The 24,644-nt window shown below is 70.5% G+C and carries 22 protein-coding genes and 1 pseudogene; 8 read left to right on the forward strand and 15 right to left on the reverse strand.

Translation table 11 applies throughout. From position 1 onward, the window contains the following. The first annotated feature begins 2 nt into the window (after window positions 1-2). Both AC4BDD_RS22190 and AC4BDD_RS22195 read left to right on the forward strand, forming a co-directional pair. Window positions 3-1,751, forward strand: a complete 1,749-nt coding sequence (locus tag AC4BDD_RS22190) for a choline/carnitine O-acyltransferase (protein ID WP_490691889.1) — start codon at window positions 3-5, stop codon at window positions 1,749-1,751. 495 nt (window positions 1,752-2,246) lie between these two features. Continuing rightward, entirely contained in the window at window positions 2,247-3,488 is a 1,242-nt protein-coding gene (locus AC4BDD_RS22195; protein WP_490687210.1) for an NsdA family TPR-like regulatory protein, read from the forward strand. Between the two features lie 114 nt (window positions 3,489-3,602). Here AC4BDD_RS22195 and AC4BDD_RS22200 read toward each other — a convergent pair whose 3' ends face one another. From AC4BDD_RS22200 to AC4BDD_RS22210, 3 genes are all read right to left on the reverse strand, one after another. Further along, a complete protein-coding gene (locus tag AC4BDD_RS22200; protein ID WP_490687211.1) occupies window positions 3,603-3,803 on the reverse strand; it encodes an EF-hand domain-containing protein in 201 nt (66 codons plus the stop codon). Window positions 3,804-4,148: 345 nt separating this feature from the next. Next, on the reverse strand, window positions 4,149-5,285 hold the full coding sequence (locus AC4BDD_RS22205) for a hypothetical protein (RefSeq protein WP_490687212.1): 1,137 nt from the start codon (window positions 5,283-5,285) through the stop codon (window positions 4,149-4,151). 1 nt (window position 5,286) lies between these two features. After that, window positions 5,287-5,790: a DUF4365 domain-containing protein gene (locus tag AC4BDD_RS22210; protein ID WP_490687213.1), complete on the reverse strand. Its 504-nt coding sequence runs from the start codon at window positions 5,788-5,790 to the stop codon at window positions 5,287-5,289. A gap of 333 nt (window positions 5,791-6,123) precedes the next feature. Between AC4BDD_RS22210 and AC4BDD_RS22215 the strand changes: the two are divergent. Further along, window positions 6,124-7,697: pseudogene (locus AC4BDD_RS22215) on the forward strand (relaxase/mobilization nuclease domain-containing protein). 339 nt (window positions 7,698-8,036) lie between these two features. Then, complete coding sequence (locus AC4BDD_RS22220) at window positions 8,037-8,492, forward strand: hypothetical protein (protein WP_490687214.1); 456 nt, start codon at window positions 8,037-8,039, stop codon at window positions 8,490-8,492. Between the two features lie 66 nt (window positions 8,493-8,558). Here AC4BDD_RS22220 and AC4BDD_RS22225 read toward each other — a convergent pair whose 3' ends face one another. The 3 genes from AC4BDD_RS22225 to glnA form a co-directional block, all read right to left on the reverse strand. Continuing rightward, window positions 8,559-9,221 carry a hypothetical protein gene (locus tag AC4BDD_RS22225; protein ID WP_490687215.1) on the reverse strand — a complete coding sequence of 221 codons (663 nt, stop codon included), beginning with the start codon at window positions 9,219-9,221 and terminating at the stop codon, window positions 8,559-8,561. 546 nt (window positions 9,222-9,767) lie between these two features. Continuing rightward, on the reverse strand, window positions 9,768-9,911 hold the full coding sequence (locus AC4BDD_RS22230; RefSeq protein WP_490687216.1) for a hypothetical protein: 144 nt from the start codon (window positions 9,909-9,911) through the stop codon (window positions 9,768-9,770). 451 nt (window positions 9,912-10,362) lie between these two features. Then, window positions 10,363-11,772 (reverse strand): type I glutamate--ammonia ligase, encoded by a 1,410-nt coding sequence (gene glnA, locus AC4BDD_RS22235; protein ID WP_490687217.1) that lies wholly within the window; start codon window positions 11,770-11,772, stop codon window positions 10,363-10,365. A 268-nt stretch (window positions 11,773-12,040) separates the two neighbouring features. On the opposite strand from glnA, the gene AC4BDD_RS22240 reads away from it, so the two are divergent. Then, a complete protein-coding gene (locus AC4BDD_RS22240; RefSeq protein ID WP_490687218.1) occupies window positions 12,041-12,508 on the forward strand; it encodes an RDD family protein in 468 nt (155 codons plus the stop codon). Window positions 12,509-12,920: 412 nt separating this feature from the next. On the opposite strand, the gene AC4BDD_RS22245 is transcribed toward AC4BDD_RS22240, so the two are convergent. The 4 genes from AC4BDD_RS22245 to lipB form a co-directional block, all read right to left on the reverse strand. After that, window positions 12,921-13,601 (reverse strand): DUF4191 domain-containing protein, encoded by a 681-nt coding sequence (locus tag AC4BDD_RS22245; RefSeq protein WP_490687219.1) that lies wholly within the window; start codon window positions 13,599-13,601, stop codon window positions 12,921-12,923. 10 nt (window positions 13,602-13,611) lie between these two features. Continuing rightward, window positions 13,612-13,812 (reverse strand): SCO2195 family GlnR-regulated protein, encoded by a 201-nt coding sequence (locus tag AC4BDD_RS22250; protein ID WP_490687220.1) that lies wholly within the window; start codon window positions 13,810-13,812, stop codon window positions 13,612-13,614. A gap of 221 nt (window positions 13,813-14,033) precedes the next feature. After that, on the reverse strand, window positions 14,034-15,026 hold the full coding sequence (gene lipA / locus AC4BDD_RS22255) for a lipoyl synthase (RefSeq protein ID WP_490687221.1): 993 nt from the start codon (window positions 15,024-15,026) through the stop codon (window positions 14,034-14,036). Window positions 15,027-15,188: 162 nt separating this feature from the next. After that, complete coding sequence (lipB, locus tag AC4BDD_RS22260) at window positions 15,189-15,998, reverse strand: lipoyl(octanoyl) transferase LipB (protein WP_490687222.1); 810 nt, start codon at window positions 15,996-15,998, stop codon at window positions 15,189-15,191. A gap of 319 nt (window positions 15,999-16,317) precedes the next feature. Between lipB and AC4BDD_RS22265 the strand changes: the two genes are divergently transcribed. After that, window positions 16,318-17,769: an NsdA family TPR-like regulatory protein gene (locus tag AC4BDD_RS22265; RefSeq protein WP_490687223.1), complete on the forward strand. Its 1,452-nt coding sequence runs from the start codon at window positions 16,318-16,320 to the stop codon at window positions 17,767-17,769. Window positions 17,770-17,907: 138 nt separating this feature from the next. On the opposite strand, the gene AC4BDD_RS22270 is transcribed toward AC4BDD_RS22265, so the two are convergent. Both AC4BDD_RS22270 and AC4BDD_RS22275 read right to left on the reverse strand, forming a co-directional pair. Next, the gene (locus AC4BDD_RS22270; protein ID WP_490687224.1) at window positions 17,908-19,215 is read right to left on the reverse strand and encodes an NAD(P)/FAD-dependent oxidoreductase; all 1,308 of its coding nucleotides are present in this window, start codon (window positions 19,213-19,215) and stop codon (window positions 17,908-17,910) included. 188 nt (window positions 19,216-19,403) lie between these two features. Continuing rightward, a complete protein-coding gene (locus AC4BDD_RS22275; RefSeq protein WP_490687225.1) occupies window positions 19,404-20,312 on the reverse strand; it encodes a TIGR01777 family oxidoreductase in 909 nt (302 codons plus the stop codon). Window positions 20,313-20,327: 15 nt separating this feature from the next. On the opposite strand from AC4BDD_RS22275, the gene AC4BDD_RS22280 reads away from it, so the two are divergent. After that, the gene (locus AC4BDD_RS22280; protein WP_490687226.1) at window positions 20,328-20,807 is read left to right on the forward strand and encodes a GNAT family N-acetyltransferase; all 480 of its coding nucleotides are present in this window, start codon (window positions 20,328-20,330) and stop codon (window positions 20,805-20,807) included. Between the two features lie 38 nt (window positions 20,808-20,845). Here AC4BDD_RS22280 and AC4BDD_RS22285 read toward each other — a convergent pair whose 3' ends face one another. After that, entirely contained in the window at window positions 20,846-21,364 is a 519-nt protein-coding gene (locus tag AC4BDD_RS22285; protein ID WP_490691890.1) for a DUF4240 domain-containing protein, read from the reverse strand. 198 nt (window positions 21,365-21,562) lie between these two features. Between AC4BDD_RS22285 and AC4BDD_RS22290 the strand changes: the two genes are divergently transcribed. Beyond that, window positions 21,563-22,498 (forward strand): SDR family oxidoreductase, encoded by a 936-nt coding sequence (locus AC4BDD_RS22290; protein ID WP_490687227.1) that lies wholly within the window; start codon window positions 21,563-21,565, stop codon window positions 22,496-22,498. A 98-nt stretch (window positions 22,499-22,596) separates the two neighbouring features. Here AC4BDD_RS22290 and AC4BDD_RS22295 read toward each other — a convergent pair whose 3' ends face one another. Then, window positions 22,597-23,460: an MOSC domain-containing protein gene (locus tag AC4BDD_RS22295; RefSeq protein ID WP_490687228.1), complete on the reverse strand. Its 864-nt coding sequence runs from the start codon at window positions 23,458-23,460 to the stop codon at window positions 22,597-22,599. A 148-nt stretch (window positions 23,461-23,608) separates the two neighbouring features. Next, window positions 23,609-24,628, reverse strand: coding sequence for a helix-turn-helix transcriptional regulator (locus AC4BDD_RS22300; RefSeq protein WP_490687229.1), 1,020 nt, complete (start codon window positions 24,626-24,628; stop codon window positions 23,609-23,611). Window positions 24,629-24,644: the final 16 nt, after the last annotated feature.

The raw sequence follows: 24,644 nt of genomic DNA on the forward strand, positions 1-24,644 counted from the left end.
GCGTGCCGCTGCCCACCCTGGAGGCGAGCTGCGAGAGGTTCCTCGACTGGTGCGCACCGCTGCTTACCTCTGAGGAGCGGGCCGCGACCGAAGCGGAGGTGACCGCCTTCCTCCGCCCCGACGGCCCCGGCCGGGTGCTGCACGCGGCGCTGGAGGAGTACGACGCCACCGACGGCGTACACAGCTGGCTCGACACCTTCTGGCCCTACCGCTACCTGGGCCGCCGGGACCGGATCGCGCTCAACGCCAACTTCTTCTTCCTCTTCAAGGACACCGGGCAGCCCCAGGTGGAGCGGGCCGCCGGGCTCATCGCCGCGGCCGTCAACTACAAGGTCCGGCTCGACCAGGAGCTGATTCCGCCGGTACTGCTGCGCGGACAGCCGCAGTCGATGGAGCAGAACAAGTTCCTCTTCTCCACCACCCGCATCCCCGGCGCGCAGCAGGACACCGTCCGCGCCCCGTACACCGAGGAAGCGCCCGGCCCGTCCCAGGCCCGGCACATCGTGGTCTTCTTCCGCGGCGGGATGTTCCGGCTGGACGTCCTCGGCCCCGACGGCGTGCCGCACTCTCTCGACGACCTGTCGGCCGGGCTGCGCGCCGTCATGAAGACCGGTGCCGAGCCCGCGGCCCCGGACACCTCGGTCGGCCACCTCACCACCATGGCCCGCGCCGAGTGGGCGGCCGCCCGGGAGGCCCTGCTCGCCTGCCACCCGCGCAACGCCGCCGCGCTGGACGATGTCGAGACCGCGCTGTTCTGCGTCTGCCTGGAGGACTTCGCCCCCGCCGACACCCACGCGACCTGCGACGAACTGCTCTACGGCGACCGCGGCAACCGCTGGTTCGACAAGGCCGTCTCCCTGATCGTCTTCGCCGACGGCCGGGCCGGCATCAACGTGGAACACTGCGGGCTCGACGGGACGACCATCCTCAGCTTCACCGACGCGCTGCTCGGCACCCCGGCCGAGGTCCAATCGCAGCAGTCCGGCGCCCGCTCCCAGGGCCTGCCCGCCCTGGAACCGATCACCTTCGAGCTGGACGACGCCCTGCGCGCCCGGATCCGCTCCGCCGCCGACGCCTTCGCCGCGTACGGCGAGGCCACCGCGACCAGCACACTCTCCTTCGACGACTTCGGCTCCAACGCCGCCAAGGCGCTGAAGGTCTCCCCGGACGCCTTCGTCCAACTCGCCTACCAACTCGCCCACCAGCGCGCCAAGGGGCACCTGGGCGCCACCTACGAGTCGATCGCCACCCGGCACTGGCGGCGCGGCCGGACCGAGGCGATGCGGGTCGTCACCCCCGAGATCCAGCGGTTCGTGGCCGCCATGGAGGACCCGGCGGCGGACGCGCCGACCCGCCGCGCCGCCTTCCGCGCCGCGGCCGAGAAGCACGTGGCCCGCGCCAAGGAGTGCCAGGCCGGGCAGGTGCCCGAGCAGCACCTGTGGGAGCTGGAGCTCATCCAGCGCCGCCGGGGCACCGAGCTGGGCGTGACCGAGCAGCCCTCTCTCTACCGGAGCCCGGGCTGGCTGACGATGCGGGACGACTACCTGTCCACCAGCTCCGCGCCGTCGGTCAACATCCAGTACTTCGGCTTCGGCTCGACCAGCAGCCGCTGCATCGGCGTCGCCTACGTCCTGCTCCCCGACCGCTTCAACATCTACCTGAGCACCCCGCTGCCGGTCGCCGACCAGATGCGGGCCTTCGCCGACCGTCTCCGCGAGGCCATCACCGAACTCCGCGACCTCCTCGCCTGACGACCGCCCAACCCCCGGCCACCCCGACACCTGACCACCCCACCACCTGATTGCGCTTCACGTCCGGGCCGCCGCCACTCCCCTCGTACCGGCGGCGGCCCGGACGGGCACTGGAACGGCGTACCGTCACCGGCCGGCGTGCCCATCCCGCGAAACCGGCCGAGGCTCCGCCCGGCAGCGTGGACACCGACACGGCGGCAGAACGACCCCCGTCCCCCAGGGATCGCCCTTCTCCTCCGCCACCACGTGCACCATGCCCCGGTCCTCCGTCACGACGCCGTCGCGCCCGACCCGGTAGACCCGCATACTCATCCGCGAGCCTCCCGGTCCGGACGCGCCGACTCCACGCCCCTCCTGACGTCGAGTCATTACCGATCCCCCCTTTCCGCTCTCTCCCTCCTCTCCCATCCAACCGCGCCCGTCGATGTCAAAGAGGTGCCAGACAGGGGGCCATGGAGGGGCCAGACTCGATGGAGAGAGGGGGCAGTGTGAGCGATGAGCGATGAGCGACGGAAGCGGTTCGGGGCCTACCTCGCACGCCGGCGACGTGAGGCAGGCCAGAGCCAGCGCCAGCTCGCCGACCGGCTCTGCGCGCTGTCGGGACTGACCACCCTGACGCGCAACGAGGTGTCCCGCTGGGAACGCGGCGCGCGCATTCCGGAGGGCTGGTTACCGCTGATCGCCCAGGTGCTTGCCGTATCCGTCGCGGATCTCGAACGCGCGGCGGCATACGCGCGCGGCGAGACGCTGCCCATCGAAACGGTCAGCCCGGCCGAGACCCTTCGGCAACTGCTCCCGCCGCACGACCTGCTCCTGCCCCTGGAGTCAGGCGGCGGCCGACGCATCGGCAACGGCACCGTGGCAAGGCTCGCGGGGCGGGTCCACGGCCTCCGACTCGCCGATGACGTGCTCGCCGGCGGCGACCTGCTGATCCCGGCCTTCCGCGAACTGACCGCCGCTGTACGCCTCTACCGCGAGAGCACCCACACTCAGCAGGTGGGCCGCGCGCTCCTGACCCAGATCGGGGAACTCGCCCAGATCTCCGGCTGGATCGCCAGCGACGCCGGCGAGCACGCCCGAGCGGAGGAGGCCTACCGTCTCGGCATCTCCGCCGCCCGTGAGGCGAAGGACGCCACCCTCGTCGGCAACCTCGCGGGATCCCTCGCCTACCAGTGGAGCAACACCGGCCACGAACGCGAGGGCATTGCCCTGGCGCGTGCCGCACTGCACGAAGCCGGCCCGGACGCACACCCCCAAGCGCGAGCGCTCTTCCTCGACCGCGTCGCATGGGCCCACACCCGAGCCGGCGAAGCCCAGCCGGCGATGCGAGCCCTAGGCGAAGCACACGAAGCCCTCACCGCCGAGGCAGCCGACGAGGCCCCGCAGTGGTCGTACTGGGTCAGCGACGAGGAACTCCGCGTCATGGACGCCCGCGTCTACACGGAGCTGCGCCGCCCGCTGAGAGCCGTCCCCCTCCTCACCACCGTCCTTGACACCTACGACACCACCCACGCCCGCGAGGTCGCCCTCTACCGCTCCTGGCTCGTCGTAGCACTGGCCGACGCGAACGAACCCGAACAAGCCGCGGAAGAGTCCCGCCGCCTCCTGTCCGTGGACATCGCCAGCAACCGCACCGCCGAGCGCTCCCGCATCGTCCTACACCACCTGCAAGCATTCGCGGAGGTACCCGAGGTGAGGAGCGTGCTGGACGACTACGGACATTTGCTGGCCCGTTGAGTCAACAGCACACAGCCCCAGGCAGCAGACTGCTCCCGGAGTACCGCTCCGGGTCGCGGCAGTGCGAAGGGCGACCGCAGTCCGACGAGACCGCGGCCGCCCCCGTATGCCGACTCAGCGGACGAACTTGGCGTACTCGTCGAAGTCGATCTTCTTGTCGCCGTTCTCGTCGGCCATCCGCACGATCATCTTGGCGTTCTCGTCCGAAACCTTCCCGCTGGCGGTCTGGAGAGATGCCTTGAATTCGTCGGCGGTGATGAATCCGTCCTGGTCGGTGTCGATCTCGTCGAAGGCTGCGCGCTTGTCGGCACTCATCCGGGGTCTCCCTCGAGGTGTTGATACTCGTCATCGGCTAACGATCGCCCGCACCTGGCAGGCACGGGCGGCTGGATCGGCGTTCGGGTGAGCCATGACGGCTGATCAGCGGACGCCTCGGGGTACCCAAAGAAACGACCGTCGGCCGCGCCCTCCCGGTGGGGAGAGGCGCGGCCGACGGCTCACAGACGGCCCAGGGGAGCGGAGCCCGCTCTGACCTGCGGCGATCTTAGATGTCGAAGTAGAGGTGGGAAACCATCTGACCAGCGCAAATGCACCTCCTGCCGGGCTCGGTGCACTCCGGGTGCACATGGCGGGCTGGTCACATGTATCGGAACCCCACGTTCATGCGTCTGACCCCAAGGAGCGGTCCGGTCCGAAGTGACTGACCTCCATGGTGGCGATGCCGCCCGGCGGGCTGGCGAGCACGCCTTGCGCCCTCACAGGAGTACCGGTGTCGTGACAGCGGACTGCTAGGTGGTAGGGCTCGTTTGCGAGATCGAACCATACGGTCCTGCGGCGGCGCTTGATCAACGTCTCGATGCCCACGCGGCCAGTTGCCTCATCAGGGCGCCGGCTCAGGTCGGTGATGACTCCGTAGAGCACATGCTCATGCGTGTAGAGCTGGGACTTCAGCCTGCTGGAGACTTCGTCGACGATCTCGATGGCATCGCGGTTGAACTCCACGCGGTTGGACGATCCCGGGGGAGGTGAGGCAACCCGGGACCAGTTGAATGTGATGTCCAGCGCGGCGACCGAATCGGCGTTGACGACCTTGCTGAGGGCTCGGCACAGCTCGTACGAGACTCCTTCACCGACCGAGTCTGCGATCTCGCTACCCGTGGGACGGCGTTCCGAGCTCGCCATCTGTTCCAACACCCCAAGAGCCCGGGACATGGTTGCTGTCACGCGCCTGTCGAAGAGGGTCTCCTCGATCTCGATGTCAATGTGTTCCTGCTGAGGTACGTAGACATCCTCCGGAGACCTGGCCTGGCTGATGATCGGCACGATGTAGGAACCGCGGCGCGTCTGGCCCAGCCGGACCTCGCGGGCCTGGTCCTTGGCGCGCAACGGAAAGTTGCGGAAGTGTCCCTGACGGCGAATCGAGGCCGCAGCAGAGGCCACACGGAGCCGCTTGGCGGACATGAACAGCTCGTACCCTGCTTCCAGAGGGATGGAGCCATCGCTGAGAGAAGGGTGGGAAGCCCTGAGATCGGTGACGTCGTGGTAGACGGTGGCGATGGCATCGTGCACGGCGTGTACGTCACGCGACTCGAGCTGGGAGATGTCACTCAGGAGAATATTGGCGCGCTTCGCGAAGTCGGGCGCTCCCTGCTTCATCGGTACCAGGACGACCTTGTCCTCAGAGTCTCGGAAGCGCCAGAGTTCGGCCAGCTCGCCACCTGAGACGGGGGACCAACCGGACACTTTGAGGTAACTCCGGATTTCTCCGGGGCCGAAGTCTGGCTTCACTTGCACCATGTCAGTTCACCCCCCAGCTGCCGGCGCCGGTCATACGACGCGCCGCGTCGAACATGGTGCTCATGGCGTTCACGGTGAGTAGCTGGTGCTCGGGGAGGTGGATCGCTGTCGTGACGCTGCTGGTCGCCGCTTCCAGACCTTGAAGCGATGCCCAGTAGCCGTGGCAGGCCAGGATGATCGAGTCAGGCTGATAGGTCACCCACCTATCGATGTCAGGCGGGACGATCAATAACGCGAGGTGGCCGGGCGCTGAGCGGTCGGGTGCCCGCAACTTGTTGTACGTCTCGACGTCTAGATCGAAGCTGAACCCGCCACGGACGGAGCGCGGCTTCTGAGTGCACTTCAGTTGGATGTCGACCATCAGTCCGCCTGAACGGAGAGTGATGTCGACTCCGTCCTTGTCCACGTTCCAGTCGCAGATCGTGTAACCGCCCTGTGTGGCAAGGGCATGCACGTAAGCGCGACTGACCTGCTCCTTCTGCCAGCTTGTCGCCTCCGCTGCCACCCGAGCCCCTCCCCGTCGAGTGATCGCGAGGATAGTGCTGCAAGGATCACTGGGGAATAGGGTTCGCGTGGTCTCGTGGTAATCGAGGGTGCAGCTTAGGTCGTGCATGCGTTACATCCCCCTTGAATCGAACAGGTGATCCATCGCCTCCACGGGTACCAGAAGGCGCTGACATTGGCCGCTGTCCCGACAAGCGCTATCCGGGCGGGCATATGAGAGCGAAAGATCACGCCGCTAGTCGGTAGCGCTTCCCGATGGCCCTCCGGGCCTTCTCGACTGCCCCCGTGACGCGGTGCACGTAGCGGCGGAGCGTGAAGGCCGGGCGCCTGGGACGTGACCGGCGCCCCCGACCCCGGCCGCAACCCCGAGGCCACCCACACCCAGCTCGCCAAGCGCCTGGACCACCACGTCGACCTGCGCACCCGTGAGCTGGGCGGCAAGAAACCGCCGAAGCACGTGTGGCACTGCCCGGTGCGCACCGCTCCCGGTGACCGCTACCTGACCGACGCCGAGTGGGCCGAGGTCGCCCACCGCATAGTCGCGGACACCGGAATCGCGCTTGACGGCGACGAGAAGGCGTGCCGGTGGATCGCGGTACGGCACGCCGACGACCACATCCACATCCTCGCGACCACCGTCCGCGCCGACGGCCGCCGCCCGCGTACGAACCGCGACGGCCAGCGCGCCCAGTCCGAGTGCCGCAAGATCGAGGCCGAGTTCGGGCTGCGCCACCTCGAGTCGGGTGACCTCACCGCGCCCAAGACGCCCACCGGCGCCGAACGAGCCAAGGCCGAACGCCAGGGCCAGGAGAAGGCCACGCGGGAGTGGCTGCGCGAGCAGGCGTACGCGGTCGCCGCCGCCGTACGGAGTATCGACGACTACTTCACCGTCCTGGGCTCGCTCGGTATCCAGGTCAAGCCCGCATCGGTCTCGAGAGCGGCGAGGTGACCGGCTACAGCCTGGCCGCACGCGGCGACACCATCTGGTATGGCGGCTCAAGCCTGGCCCCCGACCTGTCCTACAACCGCCTGCTCGAACGCCTCCCCAACCAGGACGTGGAAGACCGCCGGCAACCGGTGGCGGACCCGGCCGACTCGTGGCGCCGTACGGAATCCGCCGTGCGCACGGCCCGCACGGTTCTCGATTCGGGCGACGATGCCGTGGCCCAAGGCCACCTGGAAGCCTTCGGCGATACCCTGCACAACCTGGCCCGCGTCACACCCGGCCTATACCGGGCCGAGCTGCAAGCAGCGGCTCAGGCGTTCAACCGGGCACGCCGCTCAGCGATCCGGGCTGACCACCAAGCCGCCACCGAACTGCGCGAAGCCGCCAAGGAACTCACCTACGCCTCCAACATTCCTGGCGGACTCGCCATCGCCTTCGTCTTCGCCGCCCTTCACCTGGCCCGCGCCGCCGCCCACTGGCACGCGCAGCGCGGCCACGAACAGCAGGCAGCCGCAGCCGAACAAGCCGTCCGCCACTTGCAGGAGGGCTACCGCCACGCTGCCACCCCCGTCCTGGCCGACCTCACGCGGCGCGCGCCACGTGCCACAACCACCCGTCGCTTCGAGGCCGACCTACGCGCAGCCATCCCAGACCACGCCGACCGCATCTTCACAGACCCTGCCTGGCCCGCCCTGACCACCACCCTCGCCATGGCCGAAACCGCCGGCCACCGGCCCCGCCGGCTCCTGGCCGAGGCTGCCGCCGAGCGCGAACTCGACACCGCCAAGCGTCCGGCCGAAGTCCTGATCTGGCGTATCGCCGCACAGCCCAACAAGCAGTTTGAGGCAGCAACGGCTCGTAGCAGGGTGGACTTCCGTAGCCAGCCCGCTATGTCGCCTACACGAACTCCGCTCGGACCACAGCAGCCCGCCTCCTCCGATCGGCGTCACCCCCGTCGGTGAAGGGGTTGTCCGGCGAGACATGAAGCGAACATGAGTCTAGGAGATACCCCTCGTCACAAGCAGCCGTCGGATAGCTTCTTTCTCATCCGTCGCGGGCGGCACGGTGGCCGCATTGATGACCATCGCGAAATAGTCGCATTATCCGATAAAGTCCCTGTGCGCCCTCATTGTAGCCCGCGCGCCCCCCTGGGGAATTATTGTCTATTTTCGGATCAACTGAAATCTTATACACGAGGCGAAAATAAGCCCGCGACTCCCGAAGAGGCGGAGATTCCCCACACGCGAGCGCCCTCAGGTCAGCCACTCCTCCTTCTCCGACCCGTATAAGGGAGGCACCTGATGTCGACACATATCCTCGCCGGTCTGGGGACCGCGACGTCAACCTACAATCCCCCCGTCAAGGCAGCCGAAGAAACGGTCACACTCCACAGCGAGACCGTCTTCAACCCTGGGCTGCCCTGTGCCGACGAGCCGCTGAGGCTGCTGCTGTCCGACCGAATGGACGGCAATTTCCTCACCTCGTGCCTGGGCGCTATTCGCAACCCCAACCTCCACGGCACTCTGCAGTGGTCGGACGGCACGACCAGTTCGTACACCATCGACACTCTCACCGCTGAACGCGTGGAAGGCCACGTGGTGGCTCGGGCGGCCGGAGCCATCAACAACGGCCACTACGAAGGGTGCGCGATCAACCGCTTGGGGATCCGCCTGGCCGGGGACGTCACAGCGTGTCTCACAGGTGGCGGCGTCGCCAATTCCGCCGGCGCAGAGGTCATCATAGTGACCGGGCCGTAGCATATCGGCCCCATCGCCTTCGAGTGCATCCGGCCCCGGAGCCCGCACGGTTCCGGGGCCGGCTGCTCACCCCAGAGACGCCCGCCAGTCGTCTATGGAGTCGACAACGCCCCTGAACCAGGACTCTACTTCGTCGAGCCCACTGCAGAACTGGCTGACCAGGCTGCAGAGGTAAGCGGCGACCGCGGACCAGACCTGGGCGAAGAAAGCGCTCACCGACTCGTAAACGACCAGGATCACACCCCGCGCTTGACGGTTCCGTTTGCCATAGTCCGTCAGCGTATCGGCTAGACACCTCTCGCGGTCAGAGAACTTCTGGAGGTTCTTCTGTGCCTGTTCCATGAGGCGTCTGTCGAATTCCTGGGAATCGATGCATCTATCCCTGTCGATGTTCCATTCATGTTCGCCCGCATCGTGCAGTGTCTGCTCCTTTGCGCGGGATACTGCCGCTCTTTCCTCGCGCTCGCGGAACTCGACGGCTGCCATGAGCTCAGGTGACAGTTCGGGGCGAGCCTTGAGGACAGATGCCATAATCTCAAAGGCGATTCCATGCGTTTCGAACCTGGGGATATTTAGCGGTTTCGGCATGGGTGCCACTCGTGTTCCGGAAGCCGGAGGAAAGAAGAGGTCCGTACGCGCCTGCAGCGCTGAGCTATTCGCGGTCTGAATGGCCCGCATGATGGACTCGAACCCGCCGCCGAGCGCAGGGGATGTGCCCGCTGAAGCCATGGCGCACTCCTTGTTCACTCCACGCCAAGACGGCTCCTGCATGCATTCCCCCGCTACTGGGCGGTGAAACTGCGGGAGAGCCGCGCCTCAGGCCGCCTCATTGAGGAACCTCGCGCACGCCCCACCTCGCTGGCCTAGGCCCGAGTGGCCCCCGCGTCCAGCCAGGCGGGGTGCTCGAGTGACGTCGTACCCCTCGGCTTCTGCCGGGCCGTCACTTCTGCGAGGTGGTTGGCGGTCTGCTGTGCGGAACTCATGAATCGGAGGCTAGGCGGGGAGCGGCGTACCCCGCTTGGGCGCAGCTACCTAGACGAACGTGAGTAGCCGGGTGGACGGTGTTCCGGTCACGGCCGAAGTCGACCTGGCCAAGTTGCCCAGCGCAGGGTGTCGGCCTCCTCTGGCGGCAGCAGTCCCGAGCCGATGAGTGCGGCCCGACCAGCCTGCCGTCCGGCGATCTTGTAGCCGAACTCGGAGGAGTCCAATTCGTGGTAGGTGCCGTCCGTGAGAAGCGCGGCGGCCGCTACCCCGTCGAGCCCCTCTAGCAGGCCGTCACGCAGGGCTGGGAGGTGACTCCGCGGGCAGTTGTGCTTCCGGCGCGGTGTTGAGCAGTTCCAGGCCGCCGTCCGGGCCAGGCGGTTCGAAGTCCGCGACGATGTGCGCGTAGGGCCCGCAGGCGCCGATGTTCATCCTCACGCGAACGCACACGTGGGACACAGGAACGGGAAGGCCGGTCATGAGGGCCACCGTAGGGGTGCCACAACCGGCCAGCCAGCGCTTTAGCGCCGGACTTCCCGCTAGCTCCTCTTGGCCGTGGCCGGACAGTAAGTCGGCTCTCCTGGATTGCCCTCAGCGGGCACATCCAGGGCACAGTGCAACGGAAAACCCTGCGGGCCAGCAGAGCGTAGTTTCCCTGGTCCGCAGGTCAGGTCCCACTCCGCGCCACGCAGCGAAGGCCGCTACCCCATATGTGGGTAGCGGCCCTCGCTGTCGTTGCTGACATCAAGTCAGAGAATTGGCCAGGCGGTGCACACTCGGTGCACGAGAGGGTGGAAACCAAGCGGGAACAGCGAGAACTACCGAGAAGTGTTTCCGCAGGTCACTGCCTGTTTCCAGGGCTTCAGCCCAGGTCGCCTGACCCTGCCTCTTAGATGTCGAAGTACAGCTCGAACTCGTGCGGGTGCGGGCGGAGCTGGATCGGGGCGATCTCGTTCTGGCGCTTGTAGTCGATCCAGGTCTCGATCAGGTCGGCGGTGAAGACGCCGCCGGCCTGGAGGTACTCGTTGTCCTGCTCCAGGGCGTCGAGGACGGCCGGGAGGGAGGTCGGGACCTGCGGGACGCCCGCGTGCTCCTCGGGGGCGAGCTCGTAGAGGTCCTTGTCGATCGGCTCGGCCGGCTCGATCTTGTTCTTGATGCCGTCCAGGCCCGCGAGGAGGAGGGCGGAGAAGGCGAGGTACGGGTTCGAGGACGGGTCCGGGGCGCGGAACTCCACGCGCTTGGCCTTCGGGTTCGAGCCCGTGATCGGGATACGCATCGCGGCGGAGCGGTTGCGCTGCGAGTAGACCAGGTTGACCGGGGCCTCGAAGCCGGGGACCAGGCGGTGGTACGAGTTCACCGTCGGGTTGGTGAAGGCGAGGAGGGAGGGGGCGTGCTTGAGGATGCCGCCGATGTAGTAGCGGGCGGTGTCCGACAGGCCCGCGTAGCCCTGCTCGTCGTAGAAGAGCGGGTCGCCGTTGGACCACAGCGACTGGTGGACGTGCATGCCCGAGCCGTTGTCGCCGAAGATCGGCTTCGGCATGAAGGTCGCGGTCTTGCCGTTGCGCCAGGCGACGTTCTTCACGATGTACTTGAAGAGCATCAGGTCGTCGGCGGCGGCCAGCAGCGTGTTGAACTTGTAGTTGATCTCCGCCTGGCCGGCGGTGCCGACCTCGTGGTGCTGGCGCTCGACCTGCAGGCCGGCCTTGTTCAGCTCCAGGGAGATCTCGGCGCGCAGGTCGGCGAAGTGGTCGACCGGCGGGGCCGGGAAGTAGCCGCCCTTGTAGCGGACCTTGTAGCCGCGGTTGTCCTCCAGCGCACCGGTGTTCCAGGCGCCCGCCTCGGAGTCGATGTGGTAGAAGGACTGGTTCGCGCTGGTCTCGAACCGGACGCTGTCGAAGACGTAGAACTCCGCCTCGGGCCCGAAGTACGCGGTGTCCGCGATGCCGGTGGAGGCGAGGTACGCCTCGGCCTTCTTCGCGATGTTCCGCGGGTCACGGCTGTACTGCTCGCCCGTGATCGGGTCGTGGATGAAGAAGTTGATGTTGAGCGTCTTGTCGCGACGGAAGGGGTCGAGACGCGCCGTCGACAGGTCCGCACGGAGCGCCATGTCGGACTCGTGGATCGCCTGGAAGCCGCGGATGGACGAGCCGTCGAACGCGAGCTCCTCGTGCGGATCGAACGCCTCCGCCGGAACCGTGAAGTGCTGCATGACGCCGGGAAGGTCGCAGAACCGGACGTCGACAAACTTGACGTCCTCGTCGGCGATGAACTTCCGAGCGTCGTCGGCGTTCTGGAACATCCAACTCCTCCTAGCCCGGCCGCGGGGGGACGGGGGTTGCTTCGGTGGCGCAGTCCATGTGCGGTGGCGCGCTGGGCCCGACCATAGGGAGCCGGGATTTCCCGAGCATGACCCGATTGTTTCACCCAGGTTAACCGGGGCGCGAGGGGAATGAGGGGCTGCTGTGAGGCCGATCGGAGGCCAATCGGCCCAGGTGCGGGCCGCTGCGCGGGCCCCCGGGGCGCCCCCGCCCGGCGGGGAACGTATGCCGTCGCAGTACCGTGGTCGGGTGGATAAAAGGCAAGCAATCGGATCGTGGCTCTCCGGGCCGCGCGCGGCGGCCGAGGAAATGGGCGTCGACTTCGGGTACCCGGGTGAGCGGATGGGGCTTCCCCAGGACGGACCGGGATCGATCGCCCGGCCCGGACGGCGCATCGGGGCCCTGCTGATCGACTGGGGGCTCTGCCTGCTCATCGCGTACGGGATGCTGTCGGGCGGCAACGCCCAGCGAGCCGGTAACTGGGCGGTCGCCGTCTTCTTCGTGATGAGCGTCTGCCTGCTCGGCACGCTCGGCTCGACGCCGGGCAAGATGCTGCTGCGGCTGCGGGTCATCGGCGAGAGCGGGACCCGGCTGTCGCTGCCCCGGGTGCTGCTGCGCAGCGCACTCGTGGTGATCGTCCTCCCGGCCCTGGTCTGGGACCGGGACACGCGCGGCCTGCACGACCGGCTGTCGCGGGCGGTCCAGGTCCGCGTCTGAGGCGGAGGCGCCCCCCCCCGCGTATGGGTCGGTGGCGGGTGGGTGCCGTTGGTGTCGTTGGGTCCCGCGGCCGACCTGTCCTCCGGCCGACGTCTCCTCCGGCTGAGTTTCTGCTGGGCCTGAGGCGGCCTCCAAAGCCTGCCCGGTCACTGGTGCGCCCCGCTGGGCCCCCGGCTGCGAGTCCGCCTTCGCGTCGGGCGCAGCCCTTCCCTTCGGGCCGCCTTGCCCGTAGCCGAGGAGCTGAGGGCCCGACGCGGCCGCACGCGGCCGTATACGCGCGACACAGGCCCACGCACGACTGAGGGCGGCCCCGGGACGGAAAAGCGTTCCGGGGCCGCCCTCAGTGCGTGTCGCGGGGCTACGGCGTGCGTGCCCGTGGTGCCCATGGCAGGGCAGGCAGGCGTCTGGGCGGTCAGCGGCCCTTCGGCATGCGCATGCCCTTGGGGAGCGGGCCCTTCGGGATCGGCATGTTCTTCATCAGGTCGCCCATCGCGCGGAGGCGGTCGTTGACCACCGTCACCTGGGCGCCCGGGAGCACGCGCGGGAGCTTGAGCAGCGTGGTGCGCAGCTTCTTGATCGGGACCTGGCCCTCTTCGGTGCCGACGATCAGGTCGTGCACCGGCACATCGGTGACGATGCGGGCCATGCGCTTCTTCTCGGCCGCCAGGAGCGTCTTGAGGCGGTTCGGGTTGCCCTCGGCGACCAGCACGATGCCGGCCTTGCCGACCGCGCGGTGGACGATGTCCTGGTTGCGGTTCATCGCGACGGCCGGGGTGACGGACCAGCCGCGGCCCACGTTCTCCAGGACCGCCGCCGCGGCGCCCGGCTGGCCTTCGAGCTGGCCGAAGGCCGCCCGCTCCGCGCGCCGTCCGAAGACGATCGCCATCGCCAGGAAGGCCAGGACGAAGCCGAGGATGCCCAGGTAGATCGGGTGATCGATCCAGAACCCGAACGCGAGGAAGGCGCCGAAGACAACAATGCCCACAGCCGCGACGACCAGACCGACCTTGGAGTCGACCCGCTTGGTCATCTTGTAGGTCAGGGCGATCTGCTTAAGCCGCCCGGGGTTCTCGGAAGATTCCTGCCTCGCCATGTACCGAAGTTTACGTGGCTTGCGGGGCACCGGCGGACACGGCCTCCAGGACGTGCTGGGCCTCCCGGCGGTCCTTGGCCCTGCGCCGGTCCTCCAGCACCGCGGCCCAGGCGTTCCGCCGGGCGGTGCGCTGTCCGCCGCCGAACAGCAGGCCTTCGATGGCGAGGAGCGCGACAGTCACGGTCAGTGGTCGTGCGGGCGCGGCCTGCATGGCGGAATCCCCCTCGGGAGCGGTGGCTTGGGGAGCACGAGCACGGGAGACGGCTGCCTCAGCCGTGCGGCGCCGTACTCAGTGTGTGCCTCAATCGTTACCCAAGGGTGTTACCAGCGCGTGACCGGGCGGTCAAACGCTGATGAAACGTTTACGCGGCCCGCACACCGCCCTCTACCTGGGCAAGTGCACGAGCCGCGACACGTGGGATGTGCTGGTATTCACACCGCCTGTCGAGTGACCGCCGTTACTCCCTGCTGCGATCCGGTGCCCGCCTCACGCTGCTCCATCGCCTGCTGGTACAGCCGGCCGGCGCGGTAGGAGGAGCGGACGAGCGGGCCGGACATGACGCCGGAGAAGCCGATCTGCTCGGCCTCCTCCTTGAGCTCCACGAACTCCTGCGGCTTCACCCAGCGCTCGACCGGGTGGTGGCGCACCGAGGGGCGCAGGTACTGGGTGATGGTGATGAGCTCGCAGCCCGCCTCGTGCAGCTGGCGCAGCGCCTCGCTGATCTCGGCACGCTCCTCGCCCATGCCCAGGATCAGGTTGGACTTGGTGACCAGGCCGAACTCGCGGGCCTGGGTGATCACGTCGAGGGAGCGCTGGTAGCGGAATCCGGGGCGGATCCGCTTGAAGATCCGCGGCACCGTCTCGACGTTGTGCGCGAAGACCTCGGGGCGGGAGGAGAAGACCTCCGCCAGCTGCTCGGGCACCGCGTTGAAGTCGGGCGCCAGCAGCTCGACCTTGGTGCGGCCCTCGGCGCGGTCGGCGGTCTGGGCGTGGATCTGGCGCACCGTCTCGGCGTACAGCCAGGCGCCGCCGTCCTCCAGGTCGTCGCGGGCGACGCCGGTGATCGTGGCGTAGTTCAGGTCCATGGTGACCACGGACTCGCCGACGCGGCGCGGCTCGTCACGGTCCAGGGCCTCGGGCTTGCCGGTGTCGATCTGGCAGAAGTCGCAGCGCCTGGTGCACTGGTCGCCGCCGATGAGGAAGGTCGCCTCGCGGTCCTCCCAGCATTCGTAGATGTTGGGGCAGCCCGCTTCCTGACACACGGTGTGCAGGCCCTCGCTCTTCACGAGCTTCTGCATCTGCGTGTACTCGGGGCCCATCTTCGCCCGAGTCTTGATCCACTCGGGCTTGCGCTCGATGGGGGTCTGGCTGTTCCGGACCTCCAGGCGCAGCATCTTGCGTCCGTCGGGTGCGACAGCGGCCACGTCCGGCTCCCTATGACTTCGATTCCTCGGCGCACACCAGGGTACGCCCATGATTTCCACGCTTTTCCGTCCAGGGCAACCTGCCGGCCCCTGGGCGCATTCCCGACGTCCCTCCTGGACATCGCGTCCCGGAAGCCTGCCGTCCGGGACGCCGGGCGGGGATCAGACCGCCCGGGGCATCGGCACGGAGGACTCCATGACCTCCCTGAGGTGCTTCTCGATCACCGGGATCACCTCGGCGACGGAGACGTCCCGGCCCAGCTCGTTGGAGAGCGAGGTCACGCCCGCGTCCCGGATGCCACAGGGCACGATGCGGTCGAACCAGGTGTTGTCCGGGTTGCAGTTCAGCGCGAAGCCGTGCATGGACACACCCTTGGCGATCCGCACCCCGATCGCGGCCAGCTTGCGGTCCTCGCGGCGCTGCCCGGCGTTGGACGGGGCGTACTCCGGCCCGTTCAGCCGGGGGTCGAACTCCTCATCCTGCAGCCGAGGGTCGAAGTCCAGGTCGAGCCCGCCCAGGGCCGGGCGCTGGTCCACCGGGTCGCCGAGCACCCACACCCCGCTTCGGCCCTCGACCCGGGTGGCCTCGACGCCGAAATCGGCGCAGGTGCGCAGCAGCGCGTCCTCCAGCCGCCGCACATGCGCGATCACATCGACCGGACGGGGCAGCTTGAGGATCGGGTAGCCGACGAGCTGCCCGGGGCCGTGCCAGGTGATCTTCCCGCCGCGGTCCACGTCCACCACCGGAGTGCCGTCCAGCGGGCGCTCGTTCTCCGCCGTGCGCCGCCCGGCCGTATACACCGGCGGGTGCTCCAGCAGCAGGCAGGTGTCCGGGATCTCGTCCGCGAAGCGCGCCGCGTGCACCCGGCGCTGCTCCTGCCACGCCTCCTCGTAGGCGACGGCCTCCGCCCCGAAGCCCAGGTGGACAAAGTGCAGCTCACCGCTGTCCGCGCCCTGCTGGGGGTGGTCCATGGCAGCTCCTGTTCGAACGGTGTGCGTCCCGCGACACCGTCCCGGGTCGACTGGTGGCCGTATCCCGGGCGGCGATCGCGCCACAGCCACTGTACGACCGCTGTACGAAACGTCGTACAGGCGGGCGGAGCCGCCCCGCCCGGGCGGGGCGGGAGCCAGGGCCGTGGGTTCCGGTCCGTGCCTGGTCCCGGCCCCGGCGTCCGCCTGCGGTGCCGTGCTCACACGATCGGATGAATGCGGCTCAGAGGAGCAGATCAGGCCCTCGTGGACCGCTACATTCGCGCCGTTCCACAGAGCGATCAGGGAGACCGGCAGGCTGATGACGGAACGACCCCCACAGCGCAACCCCAACCGTCAGCTCGCCGCGCTCATCGCCGAGGCAGGCTTCTCCAACGCCGGGCTCGCCCGGCGGGTGGACCAGCTCGGACTGGAGCACGGGCTCGACCTTCGGTACGACAAGACGTCCGTGACGCGGTGGCTGCGCGGGCAGCAGCCGCGCGGGACGACCCCGGCCCTCATCGCCGAGGTCTTCACCCGCAGACTGGGGCGCCGGCTCTCCGCCCAGGACCTGGGGCTCGACGCGTGCGCCCCGGTCTACGCGGGGCTGGAGTTCGCGGCCACCCCCGAGGAGGCGGTGGACATCGTCAGCGGGCTGTGGCGGAAGGACTCCGGCAACCACGCCGAGCTGCGCAAGATCGCCTTCACCCCGGCCGGACTGGTGGTGCCCAGCCGCGACTGGCTGATCGGCCGCCCCGACGACCGGGTGGCCCGAGGCGAGCATGGAGGGCCGGAGGCCGGGCGGGTGCCCGCGCAGGGGCGGCCCGGGGTGCCCCGGCAGCGGCAGATCACCACCGAGTCCGGGCCCGGCCATCGGGTCACCATGGGCGACATCGCGGCGCTGCGGTCGGTGGCCGAGCTCTTCCGCACGCTGGACCACGCCTACGGCGGCGGGCACGCCCGGCAGGCGCTCGTCCGCTACCTGGAGCACGAGGGCGAGCCGATGCTGCGCGGCGCCTACGGCGAGGCGGTCGGGCGCCGGCTCTTCGCGGCGGTCGCCGACCTGACCCGGCTGGCCGGCTGGACCTCGTACGACATCGCGGCGCACGGACTGGCCCAGCGGTACTTCGTGCAGGCGCTGCGGCTGGCGCAGGCGGCCGGCGACCGGGCGTACGGCTCGTACGTGCTGGTGACCATGAGCCGGCAGGCGGTCTATCTGGGGCACGGGCGGGAGGCGGTTCAGCTGGCCCGGGTGGCCCAGCAGGGTGTGGGCAGCGGGGCGCCCCCGGTGGTGCAGTCGCTGCTGCACGCGGTCGAGGCGCGCGGGCACGGCGTGCTGGGCGACGCACGGGCGTGCACCGCGTCCATGACGCGGGCCGAGCGGGCGCTGGAGACGGCGCGGCCGGGTGACGACGTGCCGCACTGGGCCCGCTTCTTCGACGAGGCGCAGCTGGCCGACGAGCTCGGGCACAGCTACCGCGATCTCCAGCAGTACCGGGTCGCGGCCCAGCACGCGGAGCGGTCGCTGCAACTGCGGGGCGCGGGGTACGCGCGCAGCCGGCTGTTCAGCCGGGTGGTGCTGGCCACCGCCCGGCTGGGGCTGGGCGAGCTGGAGCAGGCGTGCGCGCTGGGCGCGGAGGCGGCGCAGCAGGCGTCCGAGATGCGGTCGGTGCGGGCCCTGGAGTACGTACGCGACTTCGAGCGGCGGCTGGAGCCGTACCGGGACGCGGCGGCGGTCCGGGGCTACCGGGACCGGGTCGCGGCGATCGGCTGAGCCCGGCCCCGGGCCACTCCGCCGCGGGCTTCCGGTCTCCTCGCCGTGCGGAGGGCTCGGCGCGTGCGCGGAGCCTGCGGGCCGGCCGCCCCGCATGGGCGCCGGCCCGGGGTGGCGGGCTGGGTGTGCGGCCGGGGATCAGGCGGCTGAGGGCAGCGCCGGGGTGTGGGTGGCGGGCAGCCCGAAGTCGCGGAGGATGGCGCGGGCGGCGCGGCGGCCGGAGAAGAGGGCGCCCTGGACCGTGCTGGTGTCGCGGTGGTCGCCGCACACATACAGCCCGCACAGCATGCGGACCGGGCGCCGCAGGTCGTGCGGGGCGGGCATGGCCGGGACGGCGTACGGGTCGTGGTGGGCGCCCAGCAACTGCCAGTCGGCGGTCGAGGTGTGGTAGATCGCGGCGAGCTGGGCGCGGGCGGCGCGGTCGAGGTCGGAGGTGGGCAGGCCCGCCGCGGCCCCCAGCACGGTCGAGGTGATCAGGACCTTCCCGGGCGGGGTGCGTGAGGGGTCGACCTCGCTGGCGACGGTGGTGTGGGCGACCGGGCCGCGCCCGTCGGCGGCGAGGACCAACGCCGCCTCCCGCAGCGGCGGTTGGTCGGCGGTGTGGTGCAGCACGGTGACCGGGTGGAAGGCCGGCAGCCGCAGGCCCGGGAGGAGTTCGGCGGCGTCGCGGGCGCCCGTGGCCACCAGCACCGACCGGCAGCGGTAGGTGCCGTGCTCCGCGGTGGTCACCGAGGTGGTCGACGCGGAGACCGCGCGGACGCCGGTGCGGACCGTACCGGCGGGCAGTGCGGCCGCGAGCAACTCGGGCAGCGCCCCGGCGCCCCCGGCCGGCAGGCAGAGCCGCCCGCGGGCGTAGCCGAGCAGGACCAGGTCGGCGCAGCGGCTGGAGGTGGTGAGGCCGGGGTCGCCGAGTAAGGAGGTCAGCAGGGGGCGCAGAAAGGTTTCGATCGTGCGCGACGGCAGACCGCGCGCGGTGAGGGTCTGCCCGACCGGGCGGTCCGGGCGGGCCAGCAGACGGTCCATCGGCTGGGCGGCGAATCTGCCGAGGGCGGCCCGCAGCCGCGCCTGGTCCAGGGCGCCGCCGAGGGGCGCACGGGCGGCGGTTGCCAGGGCGCGCGCTGTGGGGAATGCGCCCCTCGTGCTCCGGGGCGCGCCGACCCGCTGGGTGCGGCCGTCGCCGTGCACCAGCACCCCCGGGGAGAAGTGCCGCAGCGCCAGCCCGTCCAGGCCCGGCGTCCGGCGCAGCTCCGGGAAGGAGGAGATGATCAGCTGGCCGGTGCGGTCCAGGCGGAAGCCGTCGACCTGGTCGGTGACCATCCGGCCGCCCACCCGTGGTGCCGCCTCCAGGACCGTGACGCTCACCCCCGCGCTGGTCAGCTGCTGGGCCGCGGACAGACCGGCCGGCCCGGCCCCCACGATGACGACGTCTGTGCCATGCGTGCGCATCTGCACGTCCCTCCCCGGGCTCGGTGCCTCCGCTCGGTGCCTTCGCTCGGAGCCTTATGCCCCGGGCGGGCGACCGGAATGCGTCCGTTGTCCCCGACGGTAGGGACGCGGCCCGGCTCTGACAGTCGCGCGCCGACCGGGCACAGGAGCACGACGGTCGCACACGTGCGCGGTCGTGGAGCACGCGGTCAACGAGAGGCGGACAGGGCGGCGCGGATCGCGTCCTCGATGCGCGGGAAGGCGAAGCGGAAGCCGGAGTCCAGCAGCCGCCGGGGCAGCACCCGCTGGCTGCCGAGCGTGTCGCCGGCCACCTCGCCGAGCACCAGCCGCAGCACCGGGGCGGGCACCGGCAGCAGCGCGGGGCGGCGCAGCACCCGGCTCATCGCGGCGGTGATCTCGCGGTTGGTGGCGGGTTCGGGGGCGGTGAGATTGACCGGCCCGGACAGCTCCTCGGCGTCGATGAGGTGGCGCAGGGCCGCGATGTGGTCGTGCAGCGCGATGAAGCTCCAGTACTGCCGGCCGTCGCCCAGCCGCCCGCCCAGCCCCAGCCGGAAGACCGGGAACATGCGGCCCCAGGCGCCTCCCTCGCGGGCGACCACCAGCCCGGTGCGGGCGTGCACGGTGCGGATGCCCGCCGCCTCGGCGGGCCGGGTGGCCGCCTCCCAGTCGTGGCAGACCCTGGCGAGGAAGCCCTCTCCCACCGGCGCGCTCTCGTCGATCGGCCGCGCGCCCGGATACCCGTAGATCCCGACCGCGCTGCCGGAGACCAGCACCCGGGGCGGGGTGTCCAGCGCCGCCACCGCCTCGGCGATGGCGGCCGTGCCGAGCACCCGGCTCTCCCGGATCCGCTCCTTGTAGGACGCGGTCCAGCGGTGGTCGGCGATGCCCGCGCCCGCGAGGTGGACGACGGCCTCGCAGCCGGCCAGCCCGGCCGTGTCGACCTGGCGCCGCTCCGGGTCCCAGCTCACCTCGTCCGCGGCCCGGGCGGGGCGCCGCACCAGCCGCACCACCTGGTGGCCGTCCGCCTGCAGCGAGCGCAGCAGTGCCGTACCGATGAGTCCGGACGAACCGGTGACCGCGATCCGCATGGACGCCATCCTCTCGCACGCCGCGTGCGGTGCCGGCGTCAGGCGTCGTGTCGGCACCGTCCGTCGGGCGTCGGGCGTCGGGCGTCCGTCGCCGGCGCGGGGCCGGTCTTCGCGCGGAACGGGAGGTGCTGGTCGCCGCTGCACGCCGTGACGCCCCGGCCCGAGGCGCCGTACGGCCCGTTCTTCACCGAGCGGAACCGGCCCGAGCAGCTGCTCGTCGCCGAGGCGGACGGCCGGATCGCGGGACATCTCCGCCTGGCGTCGCCGACCCCGCTGGCCAGCAACGCCCATGTCCGGCAGGTCCAGGGCCTGGTGGTGGACGAGTGGGCGCGGGCAGGGGAGTGGCGCGGGAGTCGCTGCGCGCGGCGTTCCACGAACAACACACCGGCCCGGCGGCTGTACGAGTCGGAGGGCTTCGTGGTGGAGGGGGTGCTGCCCGGCGAGTTCCTGCTGGGCGGGGTCTGCACGGACGACGTGCTGATGGGACACGGGCTGAGCGGCTGAGCGGCTCGGCTGGGCGGCTTTGCGGCGGCGGTCGGCGGCTACTCGCGGAAGCGGTCCCAGAGTTTGCGGAACCGCTCCGCCAGGACGGCGTCGTTCTCGAAGTCCATCGGGGTGCCCCCCGGCTCGTCCGCGCGGGGCGGCAGCCCCAGGTCCGGCAGCTCCAGGCCGGTCAGCGCCTCGTACGCCTCGTCCGCGGCGAACCCCAGGTCCTCGCAGTCCCCGTCGCGCTCCTCGTCGAAGTCCTCCAGCAGGTCCGCCAGGTCGTCGGGTTCGTGCAGCGCGCCCTCGAAGACCTCCCGGCCCTGCCCGATCAGCCAGTACCGGAAGGCGTCGAACGCGTCGTCGCTGACCCCGTCCAGGAGCACCCAGGCGGCGCCCCACAGGTCCCAGCGGTACGCGCGGTTGGAGCGGGCCTCGATGTGACGGGCGAAGTCCAGCACGGCGTCCGGATCCATCTGCGTCAGCTGCTCGACCAGCAGGTCGGACTGGTCCTCGGGGTCGCCTTCGGCGGCCTCGCGGGTGCGGTCGATCAGCTCCCAGAACTCCGTCTCGTCCATCACGGGACCAGCATCTGCCCTGGGATGCGCACCCGCACGCGGAGCGGACCGGATGCGGCTGTCCGGTCAGCGGGGGATCGTTGATTCCCCGATGAGCGGATTCCCGCGATGCGTGGATTCCCGCGAAAAGGTGACAGGAGATGTCTGCATTCCCTGTGAACGTCGAGACGTCAACCGCACATGAGGGAAGGACGATCGATGAGCACGCAGGGCGCGCTGGCGGACAAGATCGCGCTGGTCGCGGGGGCGACGCGGGGCGCGAGCCGGGCGATGGCGGTGGAGCTGGGGGCTGCCGGTGCCACCGTCTACGTCACCGGGCGCACCACCCGGGAGAACACCAGCGAGGTCGGCCGCCCGACCGAGACCATCGAGGAGACCGCGGAGCTGGTCACGGCGGCCGGTGGCGTGGGCATCGCCGTGCCCACCGATCACCTGGAACGTGAGCAGGTGCGGGCGCTGGTGGCGCGCGTCGACCGCGAGCAGGGCCGGCTGGACATCCTGGTGAACGGGATGTGGGGCGGCGACTACCTGTGGATCGGCGGCGGCGGCTTCGGCCGGAAGATGTGGGAGATCGACCTGGACGCGGGGCTGCGGATGCTGCGGCTGGGCGTCGAGAGCCACCTCGTCACCTGCCACTACGCGCTGCCGCTGCTGACCCGGCGGCCGGGCGGGCTGGTCGTGGAGGTCACCGACGGAACGGCCGAGTACAACAACACCAAGTACCGCGGCCAGCTCCACTTCGACCTGGCCAAGTACGCGCCGATCCGGATGGCCTTCGGCCTCGGCGAGGAGCTGAAGGAGCTGGGCTGCACGGCGGTGTGCCTCTCGCCGGGGTATCTGCGGTCGGAGGCGATGCTCGACACCCACTTCAAGGTGACGGAGGAGAACTGGCGCGAGGGTATCGCGCGGGACCCGCACTTCTGCATCTCCGAGTCGCCGGTATACGTCGGCCGGGCCGTCGCGGCGCTCGCCGCCGACCCGGACGTGGCGCGCTGGAACGGACAGTCGCTGTCCAGCGGGCAGCTGGCCCGGGCGTACGGCTTCACGGACGTGGACGGGACCCGGCCGGACGCGTGGCGGTACATCCGGGACATGGAGGCGGGGAAGGAGCCGCGCGAGGAGGAGTACCGCTAGGGGGTGTCCGACGGGTCTGTCTGCCGGGGGTCCGATGTGGGTCTCCGCGGTGGGTCTCCGCGGCGTTCGCGGCGACCCACCGGGCCCCGCCCAGGCCGTCAGACCCCGGTGGATTCCACCGGGTCTTCCGCCGCGTTCTCCGCCGGGTCTTTTGCCCATGAGGTGACGGTGAGTTCGTCGCCGACGGCCAGGGGGCCGGTCCCCAGTACCGAGAACTTCGCGCCGAAGGCCACCCCGCCGTCCGCGCGCCGGTAGGAGGCGAGGGTGCGCAAGGGTTCCGGCCCGGCCTTGCCGCCGGTCAGCTGGTCGACGAGAGTGACGGCGCAGCGGATGGCCGGCTTGGCGAAGCCCAGCTCGCTGCCGCCGATCACGATCCGCCGGGCTTGGTCCTCCCGATGCGGCTCCGCCCACCCGTCCACCACGATGTTGGGGCGGAAACGGCTCATCGGCACCGGGGCGCGGCCCGCCGCGGCGATGCGCGCGTTGAGGCCGTCGAGACTGGCCCGGGAGATGATGTGCACCGGGCTGCTGTCCGCGAAGCCGGACGTCCCCGGGGTCAGGCCGTCGGTGACGCGATCGTGTTCCGGCGGTACGCGCACCAGCCTGCTCTCCGCGCCCAGCACCTCCGACAGCCAGCCGGCCGCGGCCTCGCCCTGGTCGATCGCCCGGTACGGCGTGCCGAACATCGTCACTTCACGGCGGGCGGAGGTGAGGTCCACCTCGACGGACAGTGCTTCCGCGCCCTCTGTCCGCAGTGTCAGAAGCTTTCCGTCCGGGCTGGGCTCGGGGTGGATCACCGCGAGCCGGGGATCGCGCCGCTGACTGCGGAACACCCCCTGGCTGTCCACCACCATGAAGCCGCGGTCATGCGGGAGGCCGGCGCGCGTCAGCTGTGCCTGGGCCACCGCTGTGCCCGAGCAGCCTTTGATGGGGTAGGTGATCAGTTCGACGATGGCGGCCATGTGATCACGCTAGCGCCTGATGATCACCCCGAGGACCTGATCTCGAACATGTGATCCGTCGGACACGGTGCGGCTGGCGGGAGCCGGACGCCGGGGCCGGGGCGCGAGCGGCGGGACCACGGGCGGCCGGGTCAGGAATGCGGCCGCGTCAGGAGTAGAGAGCGTGGGATCGGGCGGCGGCTTGCGCGAAGCGGGCGCGGAGTTCGTCCGGAGCGAGCACCTCCGCCTCGGGGCCGAGCGCCGGCAACTGGTCGTAGGCGACGTCGAGGGACTCCACGGGCAGGGTGACGGTCACCCACCCCTGCTCGTCGGGCGCCCCGGCCGCCGCGAGCGCCTCCCGCGCCGCCGTCCGGTCCGTGACGTAGGGCAGGCGACGGGCGCCCTCCGGGGTCAGCCGCAGCACCACCCGCTCCCGCAGGATCGCCTGCGCGAACTCCCGCGCCCGCTCCGCCCAGAACTCCGGCAGCCCGAACTCCTCGTCCCGGACGAACCGCTCGTCCAGCACCGTCACTCCGGTGAAGCGGTCCACCCGGTAGACCCGGTAGCCCCGGTGATCCGCCTCGGCCGGCGCCCCCGCCGACCCAGCCCGCGCGGCCAGATACCAGACGCCCGCCTTGAGGACGAGGCCGTACGGCTCCAGCTCCCGCACCACCTCCTCGGCCTCCGGGGAGCGGAACCGGGCATCACCGCGCAGATAGCGGGCCACGACGCGCCGGTCGTCCCAGACCGCCTCGGCTATCTCCGGCAGCAGCTCGGGGGTCTGCGGCTCCTGATACCAGCCGGGGGCGTCCAGGTGGAAGCGCTGCGCCGCGTCGTCCGCCGCGTCCCGCAGCTCGGGGAGGAGCGCGGCGGAGACCTTGAGCCGGGCCGCGGAGGCGGCGTCCGCCAGCCCCATCTCCCGCAGGGCCGCAGGGACGCCGGAGAGGAAGAGCGCCCCCGCCTCAGTGCGGCCGAGGCCGGTGAGCCGGGTGCGGTAGCCGCCCATCAGCCGGTAACCGCCGGCCCGGCCCCGGTCCGCGTACACCGGGACGCCGGCCTCGGACAGGGCCAGCACATCCCGGGCCACGGTGCGCTCCGAGACCTCCAGCTCCCGCGCCAGCTCGGCCGCAGTCATCGACGGCCGGCGCTGGAGCAGGAGCACCATCTTGATCAGCCGGGCAGCACGCATGGATTCATCCTGCACC

This window comes from Streptomyces sp. JLBT605 (genome assembly GCF_058215555.1).